Source organism: Bradyrhizobium sp. Ai1a-2, assembly GCF_000426245.1.
Lineage (GTDB): Bacteria > Pseudomonadota > Alphaproteobacteria > Rhizobiales > Xanthobacteraceae > Bradyrhizobium.
In genome coordinates, this window is sequence record NZ_AUEZ01000026.1 from 12,685 (window position 1) to 29,581 (window position 16,897).

General features: G+C 64.1%; 15 protein-coding genes. 5 read left to right on the forward strand and 10 right to left on the reverse strand.

What is annotated here, in order from left to right:
• Window positions 1–173 precede the first annotated feature (173 nt).
• Window positions 174–1,457, reverse strand: coding sequence for a flavodoxin-dependent (E)-4-hydroxy-3-methylbut-2-enyl-diphosphate synthase (ispG, locus tag K288_RS0117850; RefSeq protein ID WP_027580782.1), 1,284 nt, complete (start codon window positions 1,455–1,457; stop codon window positions 174–176).
• Between the two features lie 267 nt (window positions 1,458–1,724).
• Between ispG and K288_RS0117855 the strand changes: the two genes are divergently transcribed.
• Window positions 1,725–2,597: a sulfurtransferase gene (locus tag K288_RS0117855; RefSeq protein WP_027580783.1), complete on the forward strand. Its 873-nt coding sequence runs from the start codon at window positions 1,725–1,727 to the stop codon at window positions 2,595–2,597.
• A 48-nt stretch (window positions 2,598–2,645) separates the two neighbouring features.
• Here K288_RS0117855 and K288_RS0117860 read toward each other — a convergent pair whose 3' ends face one another.
• The gene (locus K288_RS0117860; RefSeq protein ID WP_027580784.1) at window positions 2,646–3,590 is read right to left on the reverse strand and encodes a DMT family transporter; all 945 of its coding nucleotides are present in this window, start codon (window positions 3,588–3,590) and stop codon (window positions 2,646–2,648) included.
• 75 nt (window positions 3,591–3,665) lie between these two features.
• Window positions 3,666–4,169 (reverse strand): transcriptional repressor, encoded by a 504-nt coding sequence (locus tag K288_RS0117865; protein WP_027580785.1) that lies wholly within the window; start codon window positions 4,167–4,169, stop codon window positions 3,666–3,668.
• A gap of 153 nt (window positions 4,170–4,322) precedes the next feature.
• Here K288_RS0117865 and K288_RS0117870 point away from each other — a divergent pair, with 153 nt between their 5' ends.
• The 4 genes from K288_RS0117870 (at window position 4,323) to K288_RS0117885 (ending at window position 9,114) form a co-directional block, all read left to right on the forward strand.
• The gene (locus tag K288_RS0117870) at window positions 4,323–4,802 is read left to right on the forward strand and encodes a MarR family transcriptional regulator (protein WP_027580786.1); all 480 of its coding nucleotides are present in this window, start codon (window positions 4,323–4,325) and stop codon (window positions 4,800–4,802) included.
• Window positions 4,795–5,955 (forward strand): HlyD family secretion protein, encoded by a 1,161-nt coding sequence (locus tag K288_RS0117875; protein WP_027580787.1) that lies wholly within the window; start codon window positions 4,795–4,797, stop codon window positions 5,953–5,955. Before K288_RS0117870 ends, K288_RS0117875 begins: the two co-directional genes overlap by 8 nt.
• Before the next feature lie 177 nt (window positions 5,956–6,132).
• Window positions 6,133–7,746 (forward strand): MDR family MFS transporter, encoded by a 1,614-nt coding sequence (locus K288_RS0117880; protein WP_256378833.1) that lies wholly within the window; start codon window positions 6,133–6,135, stop codon window positions 7,744–7,746.
• Between the two features lie 303 nt (window positions 7,747–8,049).
• Window positions 8,050–9,114 (forward strand): SDR family oxidoreductase, encoded by a 1,065-nt coding sequence (locus tag K288_RS0117885; RefSeq protein WP_027580789.1) that lies wholly within the window; start codon window positions 8,050–8,052, stop codon window positions 9,112–9,114.
• A gap of 117 nt (window positions 9,115–9,231) precedes the next feature.
• Here K288_RS0117885 and K288_RS0117890 read toward each other — a convergent pair whose 3' ends face one another.
• From K288_RS0117890 to K288_RS0117920, 7 genes are all read right to left on the reverse strand, one after another.
• A complete protein-coding gene (locus K288_RS0117890; RefSeq protein WP_027580790.1) occupies window positions 9,232–9,954 on the reverse strand; it encodes an HAD family hydrolase in 723 nt (240 codons plus the stop codon).
• Window positions 9,951–10,874, reverse strand: a complete 924-nt coding sequence (cbbX, locus tag K288_RS0117895) for a CbbX protein (RefSeq protein ID WP_027580791.1) — start codon at window positions 10,872–10,874, stop codon at window positions 9,951–9,953. Before cbbX ends, K288_RS0117890 begins: the two co-directional genes overlap by 4 nt.
• A 110-nt stretch (window positions 10,875–10,984) precedes the next feature.
• Entirely contained in the window at window positions 10,985–11,410 is a 426-nt protein-coding gene (locus tag K288_RS0117900) for a ribulose bisphosphate carboxylase small subunit (protein WP_027580792.1), read from the reverse strand.
• A 12-nt stretch (window positions 11,411–11,422) separates the two neighbouring features.
• Window positions 11,423–12,883, reverse strand: a complete 1,461-nt coding sequence (locus tag K288_RS0117905; RefSeq protein ID WP_027580793.1) for a form I ribulose bisphosphate carboxylase large subunit — start codon at window positions 12,881–12,883, stop codon at window positions 11,423–11,425.
• A 32-nt stretch (window positions 12,884–12,915) separates the two neighbouring features.
• Window positions 12,916–13,998 (reverse strand): class II fructose-bisphosphate aldolase, encoded by a 1,083-nt coding sequence (fba, locus tag K288_RS0117910; protein WP_027580794.1) that lies wholly within the window; start codon window positions 13,996–13,998, stop codon window positions 12,916–12,918.
• Window positions 13,999–14,000: 2 nt separating this feature from the next.
• Complete coding sequence (gene tkt / locus K288_RS0117915; RefSeq protein ID WP_027580795.1) at window positions 14,001–16,022, reverse strand: transketolase; 2,022 nt, start codon at window positions 16,020–16,022, stop codon at window positions 14,001–14,003.
• Window positions 16,019–16,894 carry a phosphoribulokinase gene (locus K288_RS0117920; protein WP_027580796.1) on the reverse strand — a complete coding sequence of 292 codons (876 nt, stop codon included), beginning with the start codon at window positions 16,892–16,894 and terminating at the stop codon, window positions 16,019–16,021. Before K288_RS0117920 ends, tkt begins: the two co-directional genes overlap by 4 nt.
• Between the last annotated feature and the right edge of the window lie 3 nt (window positions 16,895–16,897).

A 16,897-nucleotide genomic window follows, 5' to 3' on the forward strand; every position in this document is an offset into this window, starting at 1 on the left:
ATGGAGCGAAGCGCAATCAATCCGTCGTCCCGGCCTTGAGCCGGGACCCATAACCACAGGATTGTGTTTTGCGATAACTCGGCGTGACACGCTGCCTAACCACAAAATCCTGTGGTTATGGGTCCCCGCCTTCGCGGGGACGACAGCGGAGAGGGGGCGGTCGGCGGAGCAACTTACTCTGCCGCCGTCACCGTGTTCGGCACGCTGCCGCCCTGGCCGTAGCGCTGGTCGATGTAGTCGATCACCAGCGCCTTGAAGTCGGCGGCGATCGAGGGGCCGCGCAGGGTGCGGAACTTCTTGCCGTCGACGAACACCGGCGCAGCCGGCGCTTCGCCGGTGCCCGGAAGCGAGATGCCGATATTGGCGTGCTTGGATTCGCCGGGGCCGTTGACGATGCAGCCCATCACGGCGACGTTGAGCTGCTCGACGCCGGGATACTTCGTCTTCCAGCTCGGCATCTCGTCACGGATGAAATCCTGGATCGAGCGCGCCAGCTCCTGGAAGGTGGTCGAAGTCGTGCGGCCGCAACCTGGGCAAGCCGCAACCAGCGGCACGAAGGTGCGGAAACCCATCGTTTGCAGCAGTTCCTGCGCGACCTGGACTTCCAGCGTGCGATCGCCGCCGGGCTCGGGCGTCAGCGAGATGCGGATGGTGTCGCCGATGCCGTCCTGCAGGAGGATGCCGAGCGCGGCGGACGAGGCGACGATGCCCTTCGATCCCATGCCGGCCTCGGTGAGACCGAGATGGATCGCATAGTCCGAGCGGCGCGCCAGATCCTGATAGACCGCGATCAAATCCTGGACGGCCGAGACCTTGGCCGACAGGATGATGCGGTTCTTGGGCATGCCGAGTTCTTGGGCGCGGGCCGCCGACAACAGCGCCGATTGCACCATGGCTTCGCGCGTCACCGCGCGGGCATCGCGCGGATTCGGCGAGGCCGTGTTCTCATCCATCAGCTTGGTCAGCAGTTCCTGGTCGAGCGAACCCCAGTTCGCGCCGATGCGGACCGGCTTGTCGTTCTTGTTGGCGATCTCGATGATGTCGGCGAACTGCGAATCGCGCTTGTTCTTGAAGCCGACATTGCCGGGATTGATGCGGTACTTGTCGAGCGCCTCGGCGCAGGCCGGATATTCGGCGAGCAGCTTGTGGCCGATATAGTGGAAGTCACCGATCAGGGGCGTGTTGATGCCGCGCTTGCGCAGGCCATCGCGGATGTGCGGGACGGCGGCAGCAGCCTCCTCCCGGTCGACGGTGATGCGGACCATCTCCGAGCCGGCGCGGGAAAGGGCCGCGACTTGGGCGATGGTGCCGTCGACATCGGCGGTGTCGGTGTTGGTCATCGACTGCACGACGATCGGGGCGCCCCCGCCGACGGCGACATGGCCGACCATGACCTGGGTTGTCTGATGCCGCGGATTCGGGCCGGCGACATCGCTCAAGAGTTCGGGCTTGTTCATGGCGTCTCGAATATCAGGTTTTGGTGACATTCACCAAGGGGGCACTAAGGCGGGCTGGAGCTTTATTGGATCACATATTTTCTAACGGAGATTCAACAAGTTGCACCCGAAGTGAAGATCAGTGCGAGACCTGTCGCCGTCCGGCGGCTGACCGCTATATCGGCCCGGATTCGGGGGATTAAAGGGGCCGCGAACATGAGAGGGCGGCTTTTCACCCCCTGCCGCGTGCCGTAGCTTACAGCGAAACACAAAGTGCGGGAGGCGAAGATGGCGACCGGGAATGGGCTTATCACCACAGCGGAACTTGCCGATATCCTGCAGCAGCCGAATCTTCGCCTGTTCGACTGTACGACCTATCTGGAGCCCGCGCCCGAAGGCAGCGGCATCCCCTATATTGCGGTGCCAGGGACAGCGACGTTCGAGGCCGGCCATATCGCGGGCGCCGATTTTCTCGATCTGCAGGGCGAATTCTCCGATCCGAACACGGAACTGCGGTTCATGATGCCCCACGTCGCCCAGCTCGAGGCGGCATTCGGCCGCCACGGGATCGGTCCCGACAGCCGGGTGGTGCTGTATTCGATCGGCACCCCGATGTGGGCGACGCGCTTCTGGTGGATGCTGAAATCGGTGGGCTTCGACGGGGCCTCCGTGCTCGACGGCGGCCTGGACAAGTGGAAGGCGGAAGGCCGCCCGCTCGAGACCGGCCCCGCCAAAGGCTATCGGCCGGCAACGTTCGCCGGGAAACCGCGAACGGGTTTCTTCGTCGGCAAGGACGACGTGCTCGCCGCGCGCGGGGACCTGGGCACCGTCACCGTCAATGCGCTGGGTCCGCAATTCCATCTGGGCCTCGAGGCCAGCCGCTACGGCCGGCCGGGGCGCATTCCCGGCAGCGTCAATGTGCCGGCGGCGACATTGCTTGACCCGGCGGCGAAGACGTTCGTTGCGCCGGCGGAGGCGGAAGCAAAATTCGCGAGCCAGGGCATCAGCAAGGACAAGCGCGTGATCGCCTATTGCGGCGGCATTTCCGCGACCGTCGACCTGTTCCAGCTCCATCGGCTCGGCTACGACAACCTCACCCTCTACGACGCCTCGATAGGCGAATGGGCCAAGGACGAGACACTCCCGATCGAGCGGGGGTAGGCGCGAGTTCTCTCCGCGCTACGCGCGCCCCGGAATGACAGCGGTGGCTCACGCCGGCACGTTGGGGTCTGGGGTTACCTTGGGATCAGGCTTGTTGACGAGATAGAGGCCAACGATCACCAACAGCGCCGCGACGCCGAAGACGGCTGTCAGCGTGTCGTGCATGATCATGTAGGCTGCGACGACGCCGAACAGCGGCGTGATGAAGGTGAAGGACGACAGCTTGCTGGCGGAATATATCTTCACCATCGCAAACCAGATCACGAAGGTGCAGCCCACCACCCAGATCGCCTGATACGTCATCAACGCGAGCGACAGCGGGCTCGGAAAATGGGTGATCGTTTCTCCCGTAAGCCACGAGGCGATACCCAGGATCGGAATCGACAGGGCGACCTGGTAGCCGAGCGCCTTTTCCGGCGCGGCCCTGCGCAGCGCCGTCCCCTTAGCGACCAGCGTGGTAGCAGCCCATAGCGCGCCGCCACCGACCACCATGAGATCGCCCAGCAATACTTTCGCGTCGACATCCGGCTGCGGCACGCCGATTGCGAGCGCGACACCGGCAAAACTCAAGGCGAGGCCGCCCCACTGCAAAGCGGAAAGCCGCTCGCCGAGGAACTGGTAGGAGCCGAGCGCGACGAAGAACGGAGCCGTATAGAGAAATACCGACGCACGCGACGCCGAGGTGAACATCAGGCCGCTGAAGATCAGCACAAATTCGATGCCGAACATCAAGCCCGCGACCAGGCCGGCCAGAAGCGTGCCGTCGCGTTCGAAGAATTTGACGCCGCGCAGCCAGCCCACGATCAGCATCACCGGCAACGCGCCGGCGGAGCGGAACATCGCCTGCAGCATCGGCGGAATGTCCGGCAGCGCGAGCTTGACCGCGATCTGGTTGAATCCCCAGCTCACGCACAGCATCAGCATGATCGCGACCGCGCCCGGGGTGAGCGCGCGCCCGGGTGCGGCGACGCTGGAGATGGTTTGCGTTGACATGTTGCCTCGGTTTCCGGCTTGGCGCCGTGTTATCGTTTGGAATCCGGAACAGGGGCTTCCGCGTCTTCAATTCAATCAGGAAACGGATCTGGCTTCTTTCTGGCAATGCGCGCAGGTGCCGGCGATCTCGACGACCGACAGCTTCGGGGCAAAGCCGGCCGCGCGCGCCGCGGCCTTCAGGCTCTGAGCCACCGGCGCTGCCGGGATTTCGCCGACTGCGCCGCAGCGGTCGCAGATCAGGAACGCCACCATCGAGGTCTCGTCATGGTCGTGGGCGCAGGCCAGGAACGCGTTCCGGCTTTCGATGCGGTGGACGAGGCCATTTTCCATCAGGAAATCGAGCGCGCGGTAGACGGTAATCGGCGCCGGGCGCGGCATCGATTTGGCAAGCTCGTCGATCACCTCATAGGCGCCGAGCGGCCGGTGGCTGGACAATAGCGCCCCGAGCACCTGGCGGCGGATCGGCGTGAACTTCTGCGCCCGCCGTGCGCAGACCTCCTCGGCATGCGCAATCCCGTCCGCAGTGCAGCGGCCGTGATCGTGGTCGGGCGCGGGAAATGTGGGTTTTGCCAACGTCATACCCATCAATTTAACAGCCTGACAGGCGATCCCAAAGCCCCGGGACTCGTCGCGTTCCCAGCCATGTTCTCCGAGCGGAGCTGCCTTCCGCTAACCGGGCATGCGGAAATCATAAGCTAGCTTATTATAGCCAAAGCTTATGGAGGGTGGGTCATGCCGGGTTCCGTCGATGCGAACTTCATGTTCACGCTTGGTGAATTGTTTCGCCTGATCCGCGTCTACGCGGACAAGGAAGCCGCGCGCTACGGAATCACCCGCGCGCAATGGGCGGTGCTGGCCAAGGTCGAGCGCAGCGAGGGAATGAAGCAGACCGAGCTCGCCGAGCAGCTCGATATGCAACCGATCACGCTGACGCGGCTGATCGACAAGCTCTGCGACAATGGCTGGATCGAGCGCCGCGGCGACGAGAACGACCGTCGCGTCAACCGGCTCTATCTGCGCAAGGCGGCGCGCCCGCTGCTCGCCAAGCTCGCCGGCCTCCGCTCCGAACTCACCGCGGCAGCGATGGAAGGCATCAATCCCGCCGATGCCCACCGCCTGCTCGCCCAACTCGAATTAATCAAGGAAAACGTCCGCAATGCCATCCAAGCCCCGGCCGGCGAACCTCCCAGAAAGGAGCAGCGCTATGGCTGATCCCGTACTGAAACTCGCGCCCGAGCAGAGGAACAATCCGGCTTCGTCGCCGCCGAAGACCGATCAGCCGCGCGGACTGGTGGCAGGCTTGCGGCGCTATCGCCGCTTCCTCCTGCTCGTCGTTCTGCCGCTGGTGGCGCTGGTTGGCGGCGTCGTCTTCTATCTGAATGGCGGCCGCTACGTGTCGACCGACGACGCCTATGTCGGCGCGCAGAAGGTGCTGATCACGCCCGACATCTCCGGCAAGATCGAGAAGGTCGTGGTCAAGGAAGGCCAGCAGGTCAAGGAAGGCGACGTGCTGTTCGAGATCGACCCGGTGCCGTTCCGCCTTGCGGTGGACCAAGCCAAGGGTGCGCTCGACCAGGCGCGCACGACCTATGACAATTTGGTCGCCAATATCAGAATCTACGGACAAATGCTCGATCTGGCGCAACGCGGGGTCGACCTGAAACAGCGTGACGTCGACCGCAAGCAGTCGCTGGTGAAGAGCAATTTCGGCTCGCAGCTCGACCTCGACAACGCCGCGACGTCGCTTGTGACCGCGAGCGCGCAAGCCGAGTTCATCAAGCAGCAGATCTCCAGTTCGAAGGCGCAGCTGCTCGGCAATCCCGAGCTGCCGCTCGAGCAATTCCCGCCTTACGCGCAGGCGAAGGCGAAGCTCGATGATGCCCAGCGCAACCTCGACCACACCGTGATGCGCGCGCCGATGGCGGGCGTCGCAACCCAGGTCGAGCAGATTCAGCTCGGGCGCTTCGTCGCCGCCGGCACGCCGGTGTTCTCCATCATCGATGTGGCGAACCCCTGGGTCGACGCCAACCCGAAGGAATCCGACTTCACCTATGTCGCGGTCGGCCAGCCGGTCGAGCTCGAGGTCGACGCGTTCCCGAACCACCTGTTCAAGGGCACGATCGGCTCGCTCTCGCCGGGCACCGGCGCACAGTTCGCGATCCTGCCGCCGCAGAACGCGACCGGCAACTTCGTGAAGGTCGTGCAGCGCGTGCCGGTCAGGATCTACTTCGACAAGAACGACAAGATGGTGCGCAAGCTGAAGGCGGGCATGAGCGTCTACGCGACCATCGACACCAACCACCGCCGCACGCTGTCCGGCCTGCTCGGCCTGTCCTCGGCCGCGGCGACCCACGAGCAGGACTAGGTCTGATGAAATCAGATCGAGTTGTTGCCGCGTCGGCGCTGTCCACCTCTCCCATCGGGAGAGGTCGGATCGCATCGCAAGATGCGATCCGGGTGAGGGGTTACGCTCTCTCGTGGGACCTGATCCCCCTCACCCGCGCCTTCGGCGCGACCTCTCCCCGGCGGGGAGAGGTGGTTCTTGCGGCCACACCGATTCCACCAACTAGCATCACGCGATAAGCTACAAATGTCCGCTCCCGTCCCCTCGCCCAGCATGGTGCCCGGCCTGCGCCGGAACATGGTGACGATCTGCGCCATGACGGCGACGATCATGCAGGCGCTGGACACCACCATCGCCAATGTCGCGCTGCCTTATATGCAGGGCACGCTGTCGGCGTCGCAGGACCAGATCAACTGGGTGCTGACGTCCTACATCGTGGCGGCCGCGATCATGACCGCGCCGGTGGGCTGGATCGCCAACCGGTTCGGGCGCAAGCGCGTCTTCATCATCTGCTCAGCCGGCTTCACCGTGGCTTCCGTGCTGTGCGGCCTGGCACAGGACATTACCCAGATGGTGCTGTTCCGCCTGTTGCAGGGCGTGTTCGGCGCGGCGCTGGTGCCGCTGTCGCAGGCCGTAATGCTCGACTCCTACGCGCTGCATGAGCGCGCCAAGGCGATGTCGATCTGGGGCATGGGCGTGATGATGGGCCCGATCATGGGCCCGTCGCTCGGCGCCTGGCTGACCGAGACCTATTCCTGGCACTGGGTGTTCTTCGTCAACCTCCCGTTCGGCGCCATCACCGTGCTCGGCCTCATCGTCTTCATGGACGAGACCAAGCAGGATTTGAACCTGCGCTTCGATTGGTTCGGCTTCGGCGCGCTCGCGGTCGCGATCGGCTCGCTGCAGCTCGCGCTCGACCGCGGCGAGCAGCTCGGCTGGCTCGAATCCAACGAGATTATCGCCGAGTTCATCATCAGCGGCATCGGCTTCTACTATTTCTTCGCCCATTCGTTCACGACATCAAAGCCGTTCATCCGGTTCGAGCTGTTCAAGGACAAGAATTTCGTCGGCGGCTGCGTGTTCATGACCGTGATGGGGCTCGTGCTCTACTCGACCATGGCGCTGTCCTCGCCTTATCTGCAGAACGTGATCGGCTATCCCATCATCACCGCAGGCGTGCTGCTGGCGAGCCGCGGCTGCGGCACCTTCGTTGCGATGATGCTGGTCGGACGCATGATGCGCTTCATCGAGGCGCGCACGCTGATCATCTCCGGCCTGGCGCTGACCGCGGCATCGCTGTTCGTGATGACCGGCTGGACCGACCAGACCGGCGCAACCGAGATCGTGCTCGTGAGCATCGCGCAGGGCTTCGGCTTCGGACTGGTGTTCGTGCCGCTCTCGACCGTGGCGTTCCTAACCCTGCCCAATCATCTGCGCACGGATGGCACCTCGATGCTGACCTTGCTGCGCAACGTCGCGAGCTCGATCGGCATCTCCATCGTGATCGCGCAGCTCACGGAAGGCTCCCGGCGCATCTATGCGACGCTGTCCGAGCACATCAACCCGTTCAACCACGCGCTGCAGATGCCTAACGTCACTGGCATGATCAATATGAACACCGACGCCGGCCGCGCGATGGCAGATAAGATCGTCGCGGCGCAGGCACAGATCATCGCATTCGCGCACGACTACCAGCTCGTGATGGTGTTCATCCTGGCCTCGATTCCGCTTGCGATCATGATCGGCTCGACCAAGGCGGCGCTGCGGTCGCAGTCGCAGGCATCATCGGACCATGCGGCGGTGATGGAGTAGTCGGGGCCTGGGCCCCTTTCCGTCATTGCGAGCGGAGCGAAGCAATCCATCTCTCAGCTTGCCGCGGCGTGGATTGCTTCGCTTCGCTCGCAATGACGGGGTTGTCAGCGGCCGTAGCCTGGGTGGAGCGAAGCGCAACCCGGGACATCCGCATCAACGATTGCGAGCGGCCCCGGGTTACGCTGGCGCTCCACCCGGGCTACGGCGCTGCGGCGCTCACGAAGGCGTTATTCCCGGCGCGGTTGCCCTGGCTGATGCATCGGCCAATCCTATCTCCTCATCAAGATTCGAGGAGGCTGGAACATGGCGGGTTCGGCGCTGGTCGTCGGTGCGAGCGGTATCGTCGGCAATAATCTGGTCCGGCACCTTCGTCGGCAGGGTTGGCAGGTTTACGCGCTGGCGCGTCGGCCGCCGACGAACATCGATGGCGTGCAGCCCGTGGCGGCGGACCTGCTAGATCCCGCATCGGTTCGCAAGGGGCTGCAGGATCTGAGACCGACGGACGTGTTCATCAGCACGTGGTTGCGGCAGAACACCGAGGCCGAGAATATCAGGGTCAACTCCGCAATGGTGCGCAACCTGCTCGATGCGTTGTCGCCCGCGCGCTCGGTCAGGCATGTCGCGCTCGTGACCGGGCTCAAGCACTATCTTGGTCCGTTCGAAAATTACGGCAAGGGCAGCCTGCCCGCCACGCCGTTTCGGGAAGACCAGCCGCGGCTCGATATCGAGAATTTCTACTACGCCCAGGAAGACGAGGTGTTCGCCGCGGCCAAGCGCGACGGCTTTGGCTGGAGCGTCCATCGTCCCCACACCATCATCGGCTATGCCGTGGGCAACGCGATGAACATGGGCGTGACGCTCGCGGTCTACGCCACCATTTGCCGCGAGACCGGACGTCCCTTCCTGTTTCCGGGCTCCGCGACGCAGTGGAATGGCCTCACCGACATGACGGATGCACGGCTGCTCGCACGCCATCTGGAATGGGCGGCGACAACGCCTGCCGCCCGCAATCAAGCCTTCAACGTCGTCAATGGCGATGTGTTTCGCTGGAGCTGGATGTGGCGGCGATTGGCCGACTGGTTCAACCTCGAGCCGGCGCCATTTCCAGGCGAAGGGATTCCGCTGGAGCGGCAATTGGCCGATGCCGGTCCAATCTGGTCCGACATCGCGCGAAAACATCGTTTGGCCGAGCACGATCTCGGCGTGCTCGCTTCGGCCTGGCACACCGATGCCGACCTCGGCCGCCCGATCGAGGTCGTCACCGATATGAGCAAGAGCCGCAAGCTCGGCTTCCTGGACTACCAGGCGACCGACGACAGCTTCTTTGATCTGTTCGCCCGCCTGCGCGACGAGCGGATTATTCCGTAAGGCTGGTTACGCCAGCGCATCGAGCCGGACGTAGCCCGGGTGGAGCGAAGCGCAACCCGGGACATCTGCGCCCAGATTTGTGAGCGGCCCCCGGGTTACGCTGGCGCTCCACCCGGGCTACGGCAGTCCGATCTCGGTCAACTCATCGACGGCGAGCAGCGCTTCCGAACAATCATCGTCGCGGAAATAGGCGCTCCGGGTGAACAGCACGGGAATGCCGGCACGCGAGGCCGCGAGCAATCCGTTGCGCGAGTCCTCGATGGCGATGCAGCGCGAGGCCGGAAGCGACAGTCGCGCCAGCATCATGAGATAGACGTCGGGTGCAGGCTTCTTCGCGGGCACATCGTCGCCGGCAACGATCGCCTCGAACCATTCGGCCCAATCCTCGCCCAGCGCGACTGACAACAGCGCATCGATATTGGCGCGCGAAGTCGTCGTCGCGATCGCCAGCCGCTGGCTGCGCCGTCGCGCCTTTCGGAGCAAAGCCTCCACGCCGGGCCGCAGCGGGCAGCCGCCCGTTGCGATCAGTTCGGCATAACGCTCGGTCTTGATCCGGTGCAGCTCTGCGATCTCGCGATGCGACAGCAGGGGCATGGTTCGCTTGCGCATGGCAAACGCGCGGATCCGCTCCTTGCCCCCGGCGACACGCAGCAACTGTCCATAGGTCGCCTGGTCCCAGTACCAGTTGAGGCGTGCGCGGGAGAACGCGTCGTTGAACGCACGGCGATGCACTTCCTCCGTCTCGGCCATTGTGCCGTCGACGTCGAAGATCAGCGCGTGGGCGCGGGCGATGACGTCCCCGAAGCCCGACGCGCGCACAGCTGCCAGCGTCTCGCTCATGTCTCGTTGTCCGTCGCGCCTTTCGAAAAAACGCGGCTTGCCAGCACGTCGCCGGCCTCGATCGACATCACATCGTCTGTGGTCAAGACGCGGTCGAGCCGCGAGACGATGCGGTTGGCCTGGCGGAGCCGGATACGATCCAGCGCGTTGCGAATCGAGCGCGCATTGGAGAACAGCGGCTGGGTCTTGCGCACGGCGATATAGCGAATGAAGGCATCTCGCGCCGCCGATGAGAAGCGGTAGTTCTGCTGCTGCAGCATCAATTCGGCGATCGCCAGCAGCTCGGTATCCGCATAATCGGGAAAGTCGATGTGATGGGCGATGCGGGAGCGAAAACCCGGATTGCTCTGGAAGAATTTTTCCATGCGGTCGCCATAGCCGGCGAGGATCACAACCAGATCCTCGCGCTGCTGCTCCATGATCTGCAGGAGGATTTCGATCGCCTCCTGGCCATAGTCGCGCTCGTTGTCGGGGCGATAGAGGTAATAGGCCTCGTCGATGAACAGCACGCCGCCCATCGCCTTCTTCAGGATCTCCTTGGTCTTCGGCGCGGTGTGGCCGATATATTGCCCGACCAGATCATCACGGGTGACGCTGATGACGTGGCCGCGGCGCACGAAGCCGAGCCGGTGCAGGATGCTGGCCATCCGCAACGCCACCGTGGTCTTGCCGGTGCCGGGATTGCCGGTGAAGGACATATGCAGGGTCGGAAAGGTGGTGGCGAGCGCCATCTTCTGCCTGATGCGCTCCACCAGCAGCAGCGCCGCGATCTCGCGGATGCGCGTCTTCACCGGCGCCAGGCCGATCAGCTCGGAATCGAGCTGGTCGAGCACGGCGCCGATGCCGAGGTCGGCGAATTCGCGCCGGAGATCGACGGCCTCCAGCGGGGCGTCGTGAGTCTGTGGCTGTGGTTGCGTCATCCTGCTCTCGTGTCGAAAAGCTCCGTCGTCGCGGCTCGCGACGACGGAGAAGTGCATCCGGACCAGGTCGGCCGAGGGAGCCACCCGCCTGGTTTCAACCGGACGCGGGGTTAACGATCGGCGTAGCGCTCGCCCTCAGGCCGCTCCGCCGCATAGGCGCGCGTCGAATAGCGGAGGTTGCGGCCGACGGATTCCTGCCGGTCGAGCCGGAAACCGGGCTCGTGCTTGGGCCGGTTGACGATGAAGGAGATGCGAACGGACTCCCATCCGTGGCTCGAATCGAAACCGGAGATCCGGATGTAACTGTTACCATAGACCCGCCGGCATTCGGCGAGCTCCCGCATGATGCCGGCAGCGTCGCGCAGATCGAACATCGGCAGGCCCCACATCTCCCAATAGGTGTTGCGGGGATGCGGATCGTCGGTGAACTCGATGTTCACCGCCCAGCCCTTGTCGAGGCAGTATTGAACCTGCGCAGTGATCTGCTCGTCGGTGAGATCGGGCAGGAAGGAGAAGCAGCCCTGGGTTATGCGCATGATGTGCTCCTTTCAGACCGCGACGCTCGGCGTCGGAACGAAATCCGGCGCGTCGGTCGATTCATAGTTGAAGGTGACGTCCTTCCAGACCTCGAGCGCCTCGCGCAGCGGCGTGCAGCTTTGCGCCGCCTTGGCCAGGATCTCCGGCCCCTCATGGACGTAGTCGCGCCCCTCGTTGCGGGCGAGGATCATCGCTTCCAGCGCGACGCGGTTGGCGGTGGCGCCCGCTTGGATGCCCTGCGGGTGACCAATGGTGCCGCCGCCGAATTGCAGCACGACATCCTCACCGAGCAGGTCGAGCAACTGATGCATCTGGCCGGCATGGATGCCGCCCGAGGCGACCGGCATCAGCTTGTTGAGGCTGGCCCAATGCTGGTCGAAGAACACGCCGTGCTCGAGCTGCATCGGATTGAAGTCTTCGCGGCAGATGTCGTAGTAACCGCGCGTGGTGTTCGGATCACCCTCGAGCTTGCCGACCACGGTGCCGGCGTGAATGTGATCCACGCCCGCCAGCCGCATCCACTTGGCGATGACGCGGAACGAGACTCCATGATTGCGCTGCCGCGTGTAGGTGGAGTGGCCGGCGCGGTGCAGATGCAGGATCATGTCATTCTTGCGCGCCCATTTGGCCATCGACTGGATCGCGGTGTAGCCGATCACGAGATCGATCATGACGATGGTCGAGCCGAGCTGCCGCGCGAACTCGGCGCGCTCGTACATGTCCTCCATGGTCGCCGCGGTGACGTTGAGATAGGTGCCCTTGATCTCACCGGTCGCAGCCTGCGCGCGGTTCACCGCCTCCATGCAGTAGAGGAAGCGCTCGCGCCAATGCATGAAGGGCTGCGAGTTGATGTTCTCGTCGTCCTTGGTGAAATCGAGCCCGCCCTTAAGCGCCTCATAGACGACGCGGCCATAGTTGCGGCCGGAGAGGCCGAGCTTCGGCTTCACGGTGGCGCCGAGCAAGGGGCGGCCGAATTTGTCGAGCCGCTCGCGCTCGACCACGATGCCGGTCGCCGGTCCCTGGAACGTCTTTACATAGGCAACGGGAAGCCGCATGTCCTCGAGCCGCAGCGCCTTCAGCGGCTTGAAGCCGAAGACGTTGCCGATGATCGACGCGGTGAGGTTCGCGATCGAGCCCGGCTCGAACAAATCGAGGTCGTAGGCGATGTAGGCGAAATAGCTGCCGGGCGAATTCGGCACCGGATCGACGCGGTAGCATTTCGCGCGGTATTTTTCCGCCGCCGTCAGGCGGTCGGTCCACACTACGGTCCAGGTCGCGGTCGAGGATTCGCCTGCTACCGCCGCGCAGGCTTCGGTCGGATCGACGCCGTCCTGCGGCGTAACGCGGAATAGCGCGATGACGTCGGTGTCCTTGGGCTCGTAATCGGGCTCCCAGTAGCCCATCCGCTTGTATTCCATCACGCCGGATTTGTAGCGATCCTTGCCGCGCAGGGTCATCGACTGCATGTTCATATGGTCCTCCTGAAATTGTTCTGGCGTGCCCCTCACGCTGCTTCGGTCATCGCCCCAATCTGCGGATCGAGCGCGCCGGCGCGGTAGCGCCTCGCCATCTCGGAAAGCGAAATCACCTTGATCTTTCCGGCATTGCCCGCGGTACCGAACTGCTCGAAGCGGTCGCGGCAAAGGTCGCGCAAGGCTTCCATCGCGGGTTTCAAGAACTTGCGCGGATCGAATTCGCTTTTCGATTGGGTCGCGACCTTGCGGAAGGCGGCCGCCATCGCGAGGCGACAGTCGGTATCGATGTTGACCTTGCGCACGCCGTGCTTGATGCCTCGGACGATCTCATCGACCGGAACGCCCCAGGTCTGCGGCATCTCGCCGCCGAACTGGTTGAACATGTCCTGCAATGGCTGCGGCACCGAGGACGAGCCGTGCATCACCAGATGCGTGTTCGGCAGCCGCTGGTGGATCTCCTCCACCACGCGCATCGCGAGAATCTCGCCATCGGGCCGCCGTGTGAACTTGTAGGCGCCATGCGAGGTGCCCATCGCGATCGCGAGCGCATCGACCTTGGTGGCGCGGACGAAGTCGACGGCCTGGCCGGGATCCGTCAGAAGCTGATCATGGCTGAGCTTGCCTTCGGCGCCGTGGCCGTCTTCCTGCTCCCCGCCGCCATGTTCGAGCGAACCGAGCACGCCAAGCTCGCCCTCGACGGAGGCACCGACCCAATGCGCGATATCGACGACGCGGCGGGTGATGTCGACATTGTAGTCATAATCGGCCGCGGTCTTGGCATCGGCCTTCAGCGAGCCGTCCATCATCACCGAAGTGAAGCCGTAGCGGATCGCAGTGGCGCAGGTGGATTCCTCGTTGCCATGATCCAGATCCAGGCAGAGCGGTACGTCCGGATGCATCTCCTCGAGCGCATCGATCATCTTCGCCAGCATGATGTCGTTCGCATAGGCGCGCGCGCCGCGCGAGGCCTGGATGATGACGGGCGCATCGCAGGCGGCGGCCGCCTCCATGATGGCGAGGCCCTGCTCCATATTGTTGATGTTGAAAGCCGGCACGCCGTAGCCGCGCTCGGCGGCATGATCTAACAATTGCCTCAAGGTTATCCGCGCCATGCTTATCTCCTTTCGCTCGCCTGCCGGATCACGCGCCTCGCTGCAGCAGCGACGGCGGTCGGTGTGATGCCGAACTCGCGGTAGAGCACGTCGGCCGGCGCAGACGCGCCGAAGCCGTTCATGCCGACGAACTCGCCGTCGTCGCCAAGCCAGCGCGCCCAATCGCCCTCGACGGCAGCCTCTACGCCGACGCGCGGCGCATCGCCCAACACCTTGGCGCGGTAGTCGCTCGGCTGCTTCCGGAACAGATCGAAACACGGCGCGGAGACGACGGCGGCGCGGATGTTCTCGCTTGCGAGCAGCTTCGCTGCTTCGAGCGCGAGCGACACTTCCGAGCCGGTCGCGATCAGCGTAACGTCACGGCCTCCGTCCGGCTCGATCGCCACATAGGCGCCAAGAGCGACGTAGTTGGTATCGGTCGCATCGCGGAAGGCGGGCAGCGCCTGCCGCGCCAGACACAGAATCGACGGCGAGGTCTCAGCCTTTAGCGCGCAATCCCAGGCTTCCACGGTCTCGACCGGATCGGCGGGACGAAACACGAGTAGATTGGGGATCGCACGGAGCGCGGCGAGGTGCTCGACCGGCTGGTGGGTCGGACCATCCTCGCCCAGCCCGATCGAATCGTGGGTCATGACGTGGATGACGCGGATGCCCATCAGCGCGGCGAGCCGGATCGCCGGGCGGCTATAGTCAGCGAAAGCGAGGAATGTTCCGCCATAGGGGATGAAGCCGCCGTGCAGCGCGATGCCGTTCATCGCGGCCGCCATGGCATGCTCGCGGATGCCATAGTGGATATAGCTGCCGTGCAGCCAACCGGCGTGAACCGGCACCTGGGTCTTCGCCAGCGTGAGATTGGAATGCGTCAGGTCGGCCGAGCCGCCGAGCAGGTTCGGCAGCGCTTCGGCGATCACATCGATCACGTGTTGCGACGCCTGCCGTGTCGCAAGCTTCGGACGCTCGAGCGCGAACCGCTCCTTCAGCTTCGTCATCGCCTCGGCATAGGCGCCGGGCAACTTCTTGTTCAGCGCATCGTGGAACGGCGACCTGCCGTTGGCGCAGGCGCGCCGTGAACGCTCGATCCAGGCACGGCGCGCCGCGCGGCCGCGTGCGCCGATCTCCCGCCATTCCGCAAGCACGGCTTCGGGAAGCTCAAATGGCTCGTGACGCCAATCAAGCGCTGCCCGCGTTTTGGCGACCTCCTCCGATCCGAGCGGTGCACCATGAACCTTCTCGCTGCCTTGACGATTGGGCGCGCCGAAGCCGATCACGGTCTGGCAGGCAATCAGCGACGGCAGGTTACTCTTCCTGGCTTCATCGATCGCCCTCGCAACCGCTTGCGGATCATGGCCGTCGATCCGGCAGGCCGACCAGCCGGAGGCCCTGAAGCGCGCGAGCTGATGGTCCGAACAGGACAACGAGGTCGCCCCGTCGATCGAGATCCGGTTGTCGTCGAACAGCACGATCAACCGGTTCAGCCGCAGATGGCCGGCGAGCGAGATCGCCTCGTGGCTGATGCCTTCCATCAGGCAGCCGTCGCCGGCGATGACGTAGGTGAAGTGGTCGACGAGTTCGTCGCCGAACCGCGCATTCATCAATCGCTCGGCGAGCGCCATGCCGACGGCGGTCGCGATGCCCTGCCCGAGCGGCCCGGTGGTCGTCTCCACGCCGGCGGTGTGGCCATATTCGGGATGGCCGGGCGTTGCCGACCCCCACTGGCGGAACGCCTTGAGCTGATCCAGCGTGACACCCTCATAGCCGGTCAAATGCAGCAGCGCGTAGAGCAGCATCGAGCCATGGCCGGCCGAGAGCACGAAGCGGTCGCGGTCGGGCCAGGCCGGATCATCGGGATCGAATTTGAGGAAGCGCGAGAACAGTACGGTCGCGACGTCGGCCATGCCCATCGGCATGCCCGGATGCCCGGACTTCGCCTTCTCCACGGCATCGATGGCGAGGAAGCGAATGGCGTTCGCCATCTCGGCATGGCTGACTTCGGCGCGGCTGGCCACAGACGCAAGTGCGGTCATATCGTTCGCCTCTTTCGTTCCACCAGTTGCAGGATCAGCGGGGTGAGGATGAGCTGCATCGCGAGGTCGAGCTTGGCGCCATGGATCACGATGGAATTGGCGCGCGACATGAAGCTGTGCGGGATCATCGAGAGCAGATAGGGAAAATCGATGCCGCGCGGGTTCTTCAGCCGGATCACCACCATCGATTCGTCCGGCGTCGGAATCCAGCGCGCGATGAACGGATTCGACGTGTCGACCGTCGGCACGCGCTGGAAGTTGATGTCGGTCTCCGTGAACTGCGGACAGATGTAGTTCACATAATCAGGCATGCGCCGCAGGATGGTGTCGGTCACGGCTTCGGTGGAATAGCCGCGGTGGCTGCGGTCGCGATGCAGCTTCTGGATCCATTCGAGATTGATGACAGGCACGACGCCGATCTTGAGGTCGGCATATTTGGCGACGTTCACCTTTTCGGTGACGACGGCGCCGTGCAGCCCTTCATAGAACAGGAGATCGGAATTCTCTGGCAGCGGCTCCCATTTGGTGAAAGTGCCGGGATCCCCGCGGTATAGCCGCGCCTCCTCTTCGTCGTGCACGTAGTGCCGCGTCGTGCCGGTGCCGGACTCGCTGTAGTCGCGGAACAGCTTTTCGAGCTCCTCGAACAAATTGGTATCGGGGCTGAAATGGCTGAAATGCTTGTTGCCGAGCTCGGCCTCCTCCACCATCCTGGTGCGCATCTCGGCGCGATCGTAGCGGTGGAAGGCATCGCCCTCGACATAGGCGGCGCTGACATTCTCGCGTCGGAAGATGTTCTCGAAGGTCTTCCGGACCGACGTCGTTCCGGCGCCGGAAGACCCCGTGACCGATATGATGGGATGACGCCGCGACATGCC

Bases quoted from the DNA above. Each gene is read 5' to 3' on its own strand.
- cbbX (WP_027580791.1), bottom strand. From the start codon at position 10,874: ATGACGCAACCACAGCCACAGACTCACGACGCCCCGCTGGAGGCCGTC.
- K288_RS0117875 (WP_027580787.1), top strand. From the start codon at position 4,795: ATGGCTGATCCCGTACTGAAACTCGCGCCCGAGCAGAGGAACAATCCG.
- K288_RS0117920 (WP_027580796.1), bottom strand. From the start codon at position 16,894: ATGTCGCGGCGTCATCCCATCATATCGGTCACGGGGTCTTCCGGCGCC.
- fba (WP_027580794.1), bottom strand. From the start codon at position 13,998: ATGGCGCGGATAACCTTGAGGCAATTGTTAGATCATGCCGCCGAGCGC.
- K288_RS0117890 (WP_027580790.1), bottom strand. From the start codon at position 9,954: ATGAGCGAGACGCTGGCAGCTGTGCGCGCGTCGGGCTTCGGGGACGTC.
- K288_RS0117870 (WP_027580786.1), top strand. From the start codon at position 4,323: ATGCCGGGTTCCGTCGATGCGAACTTCATGTTCACGCTTGGTGAATTG.
- K288_RS0117855 (WP_027580783.1), top strand. From the start codon at position 1,725: ATGGCGACCGGGAATGGGCTTATCACCACAGCGGAACTTGCCGATATC.
- ispG (WP_027580782.1), bottom strand. From the start codon at position 1,457: ATGAACAAGCCCGAACTCTTGAGCGATGTCGCCGGCCCGAATCCGCGG.
- K288_RS0117905 (WP_027580793.1), bottom strand. From the start codon at position 12,883: ATGAACATGCAGTCGATGACCCTGCGCGGCAAGGATCGCTACAAATCC.
- tkt (WP_027580795.1), bottom strand. From the start codon at position 16,022: ATGACCGCACTTGCGTCTGTGGCCAGCCGCGCCGAAGTCAGCCATGCC.
- K288_RS0117885 (WP_027580789.1), top strand. From the start codon at position 8,050: ATGGCGGGTTCGGCGCTGGTCGTCGGTGCGAGCGGTATCGTCGGCAAT.
- K288_RS0117900 (WP_027580792.1), bottom strand. From the start codon at position 11,410: ATGCGCATAACCCAGGGCTGCTTCTCCTTCCTGCCCGATCTCACCGAC.
- K288_RS0117860 (WP_027580784.1), bottom strand. From the start codon at position 3,590: ATGTCAACGCAAACCATCTCCAGCGTCGCCGCACCCGGGCGCGCGCTC.
- K288_RS0117865 (WP_027580785.1), bottom strand. From the start codon at position 4,169: ATGACGTTGGCAAAACCCACATTTCCCGCGCCCGACCACGATCACGGC.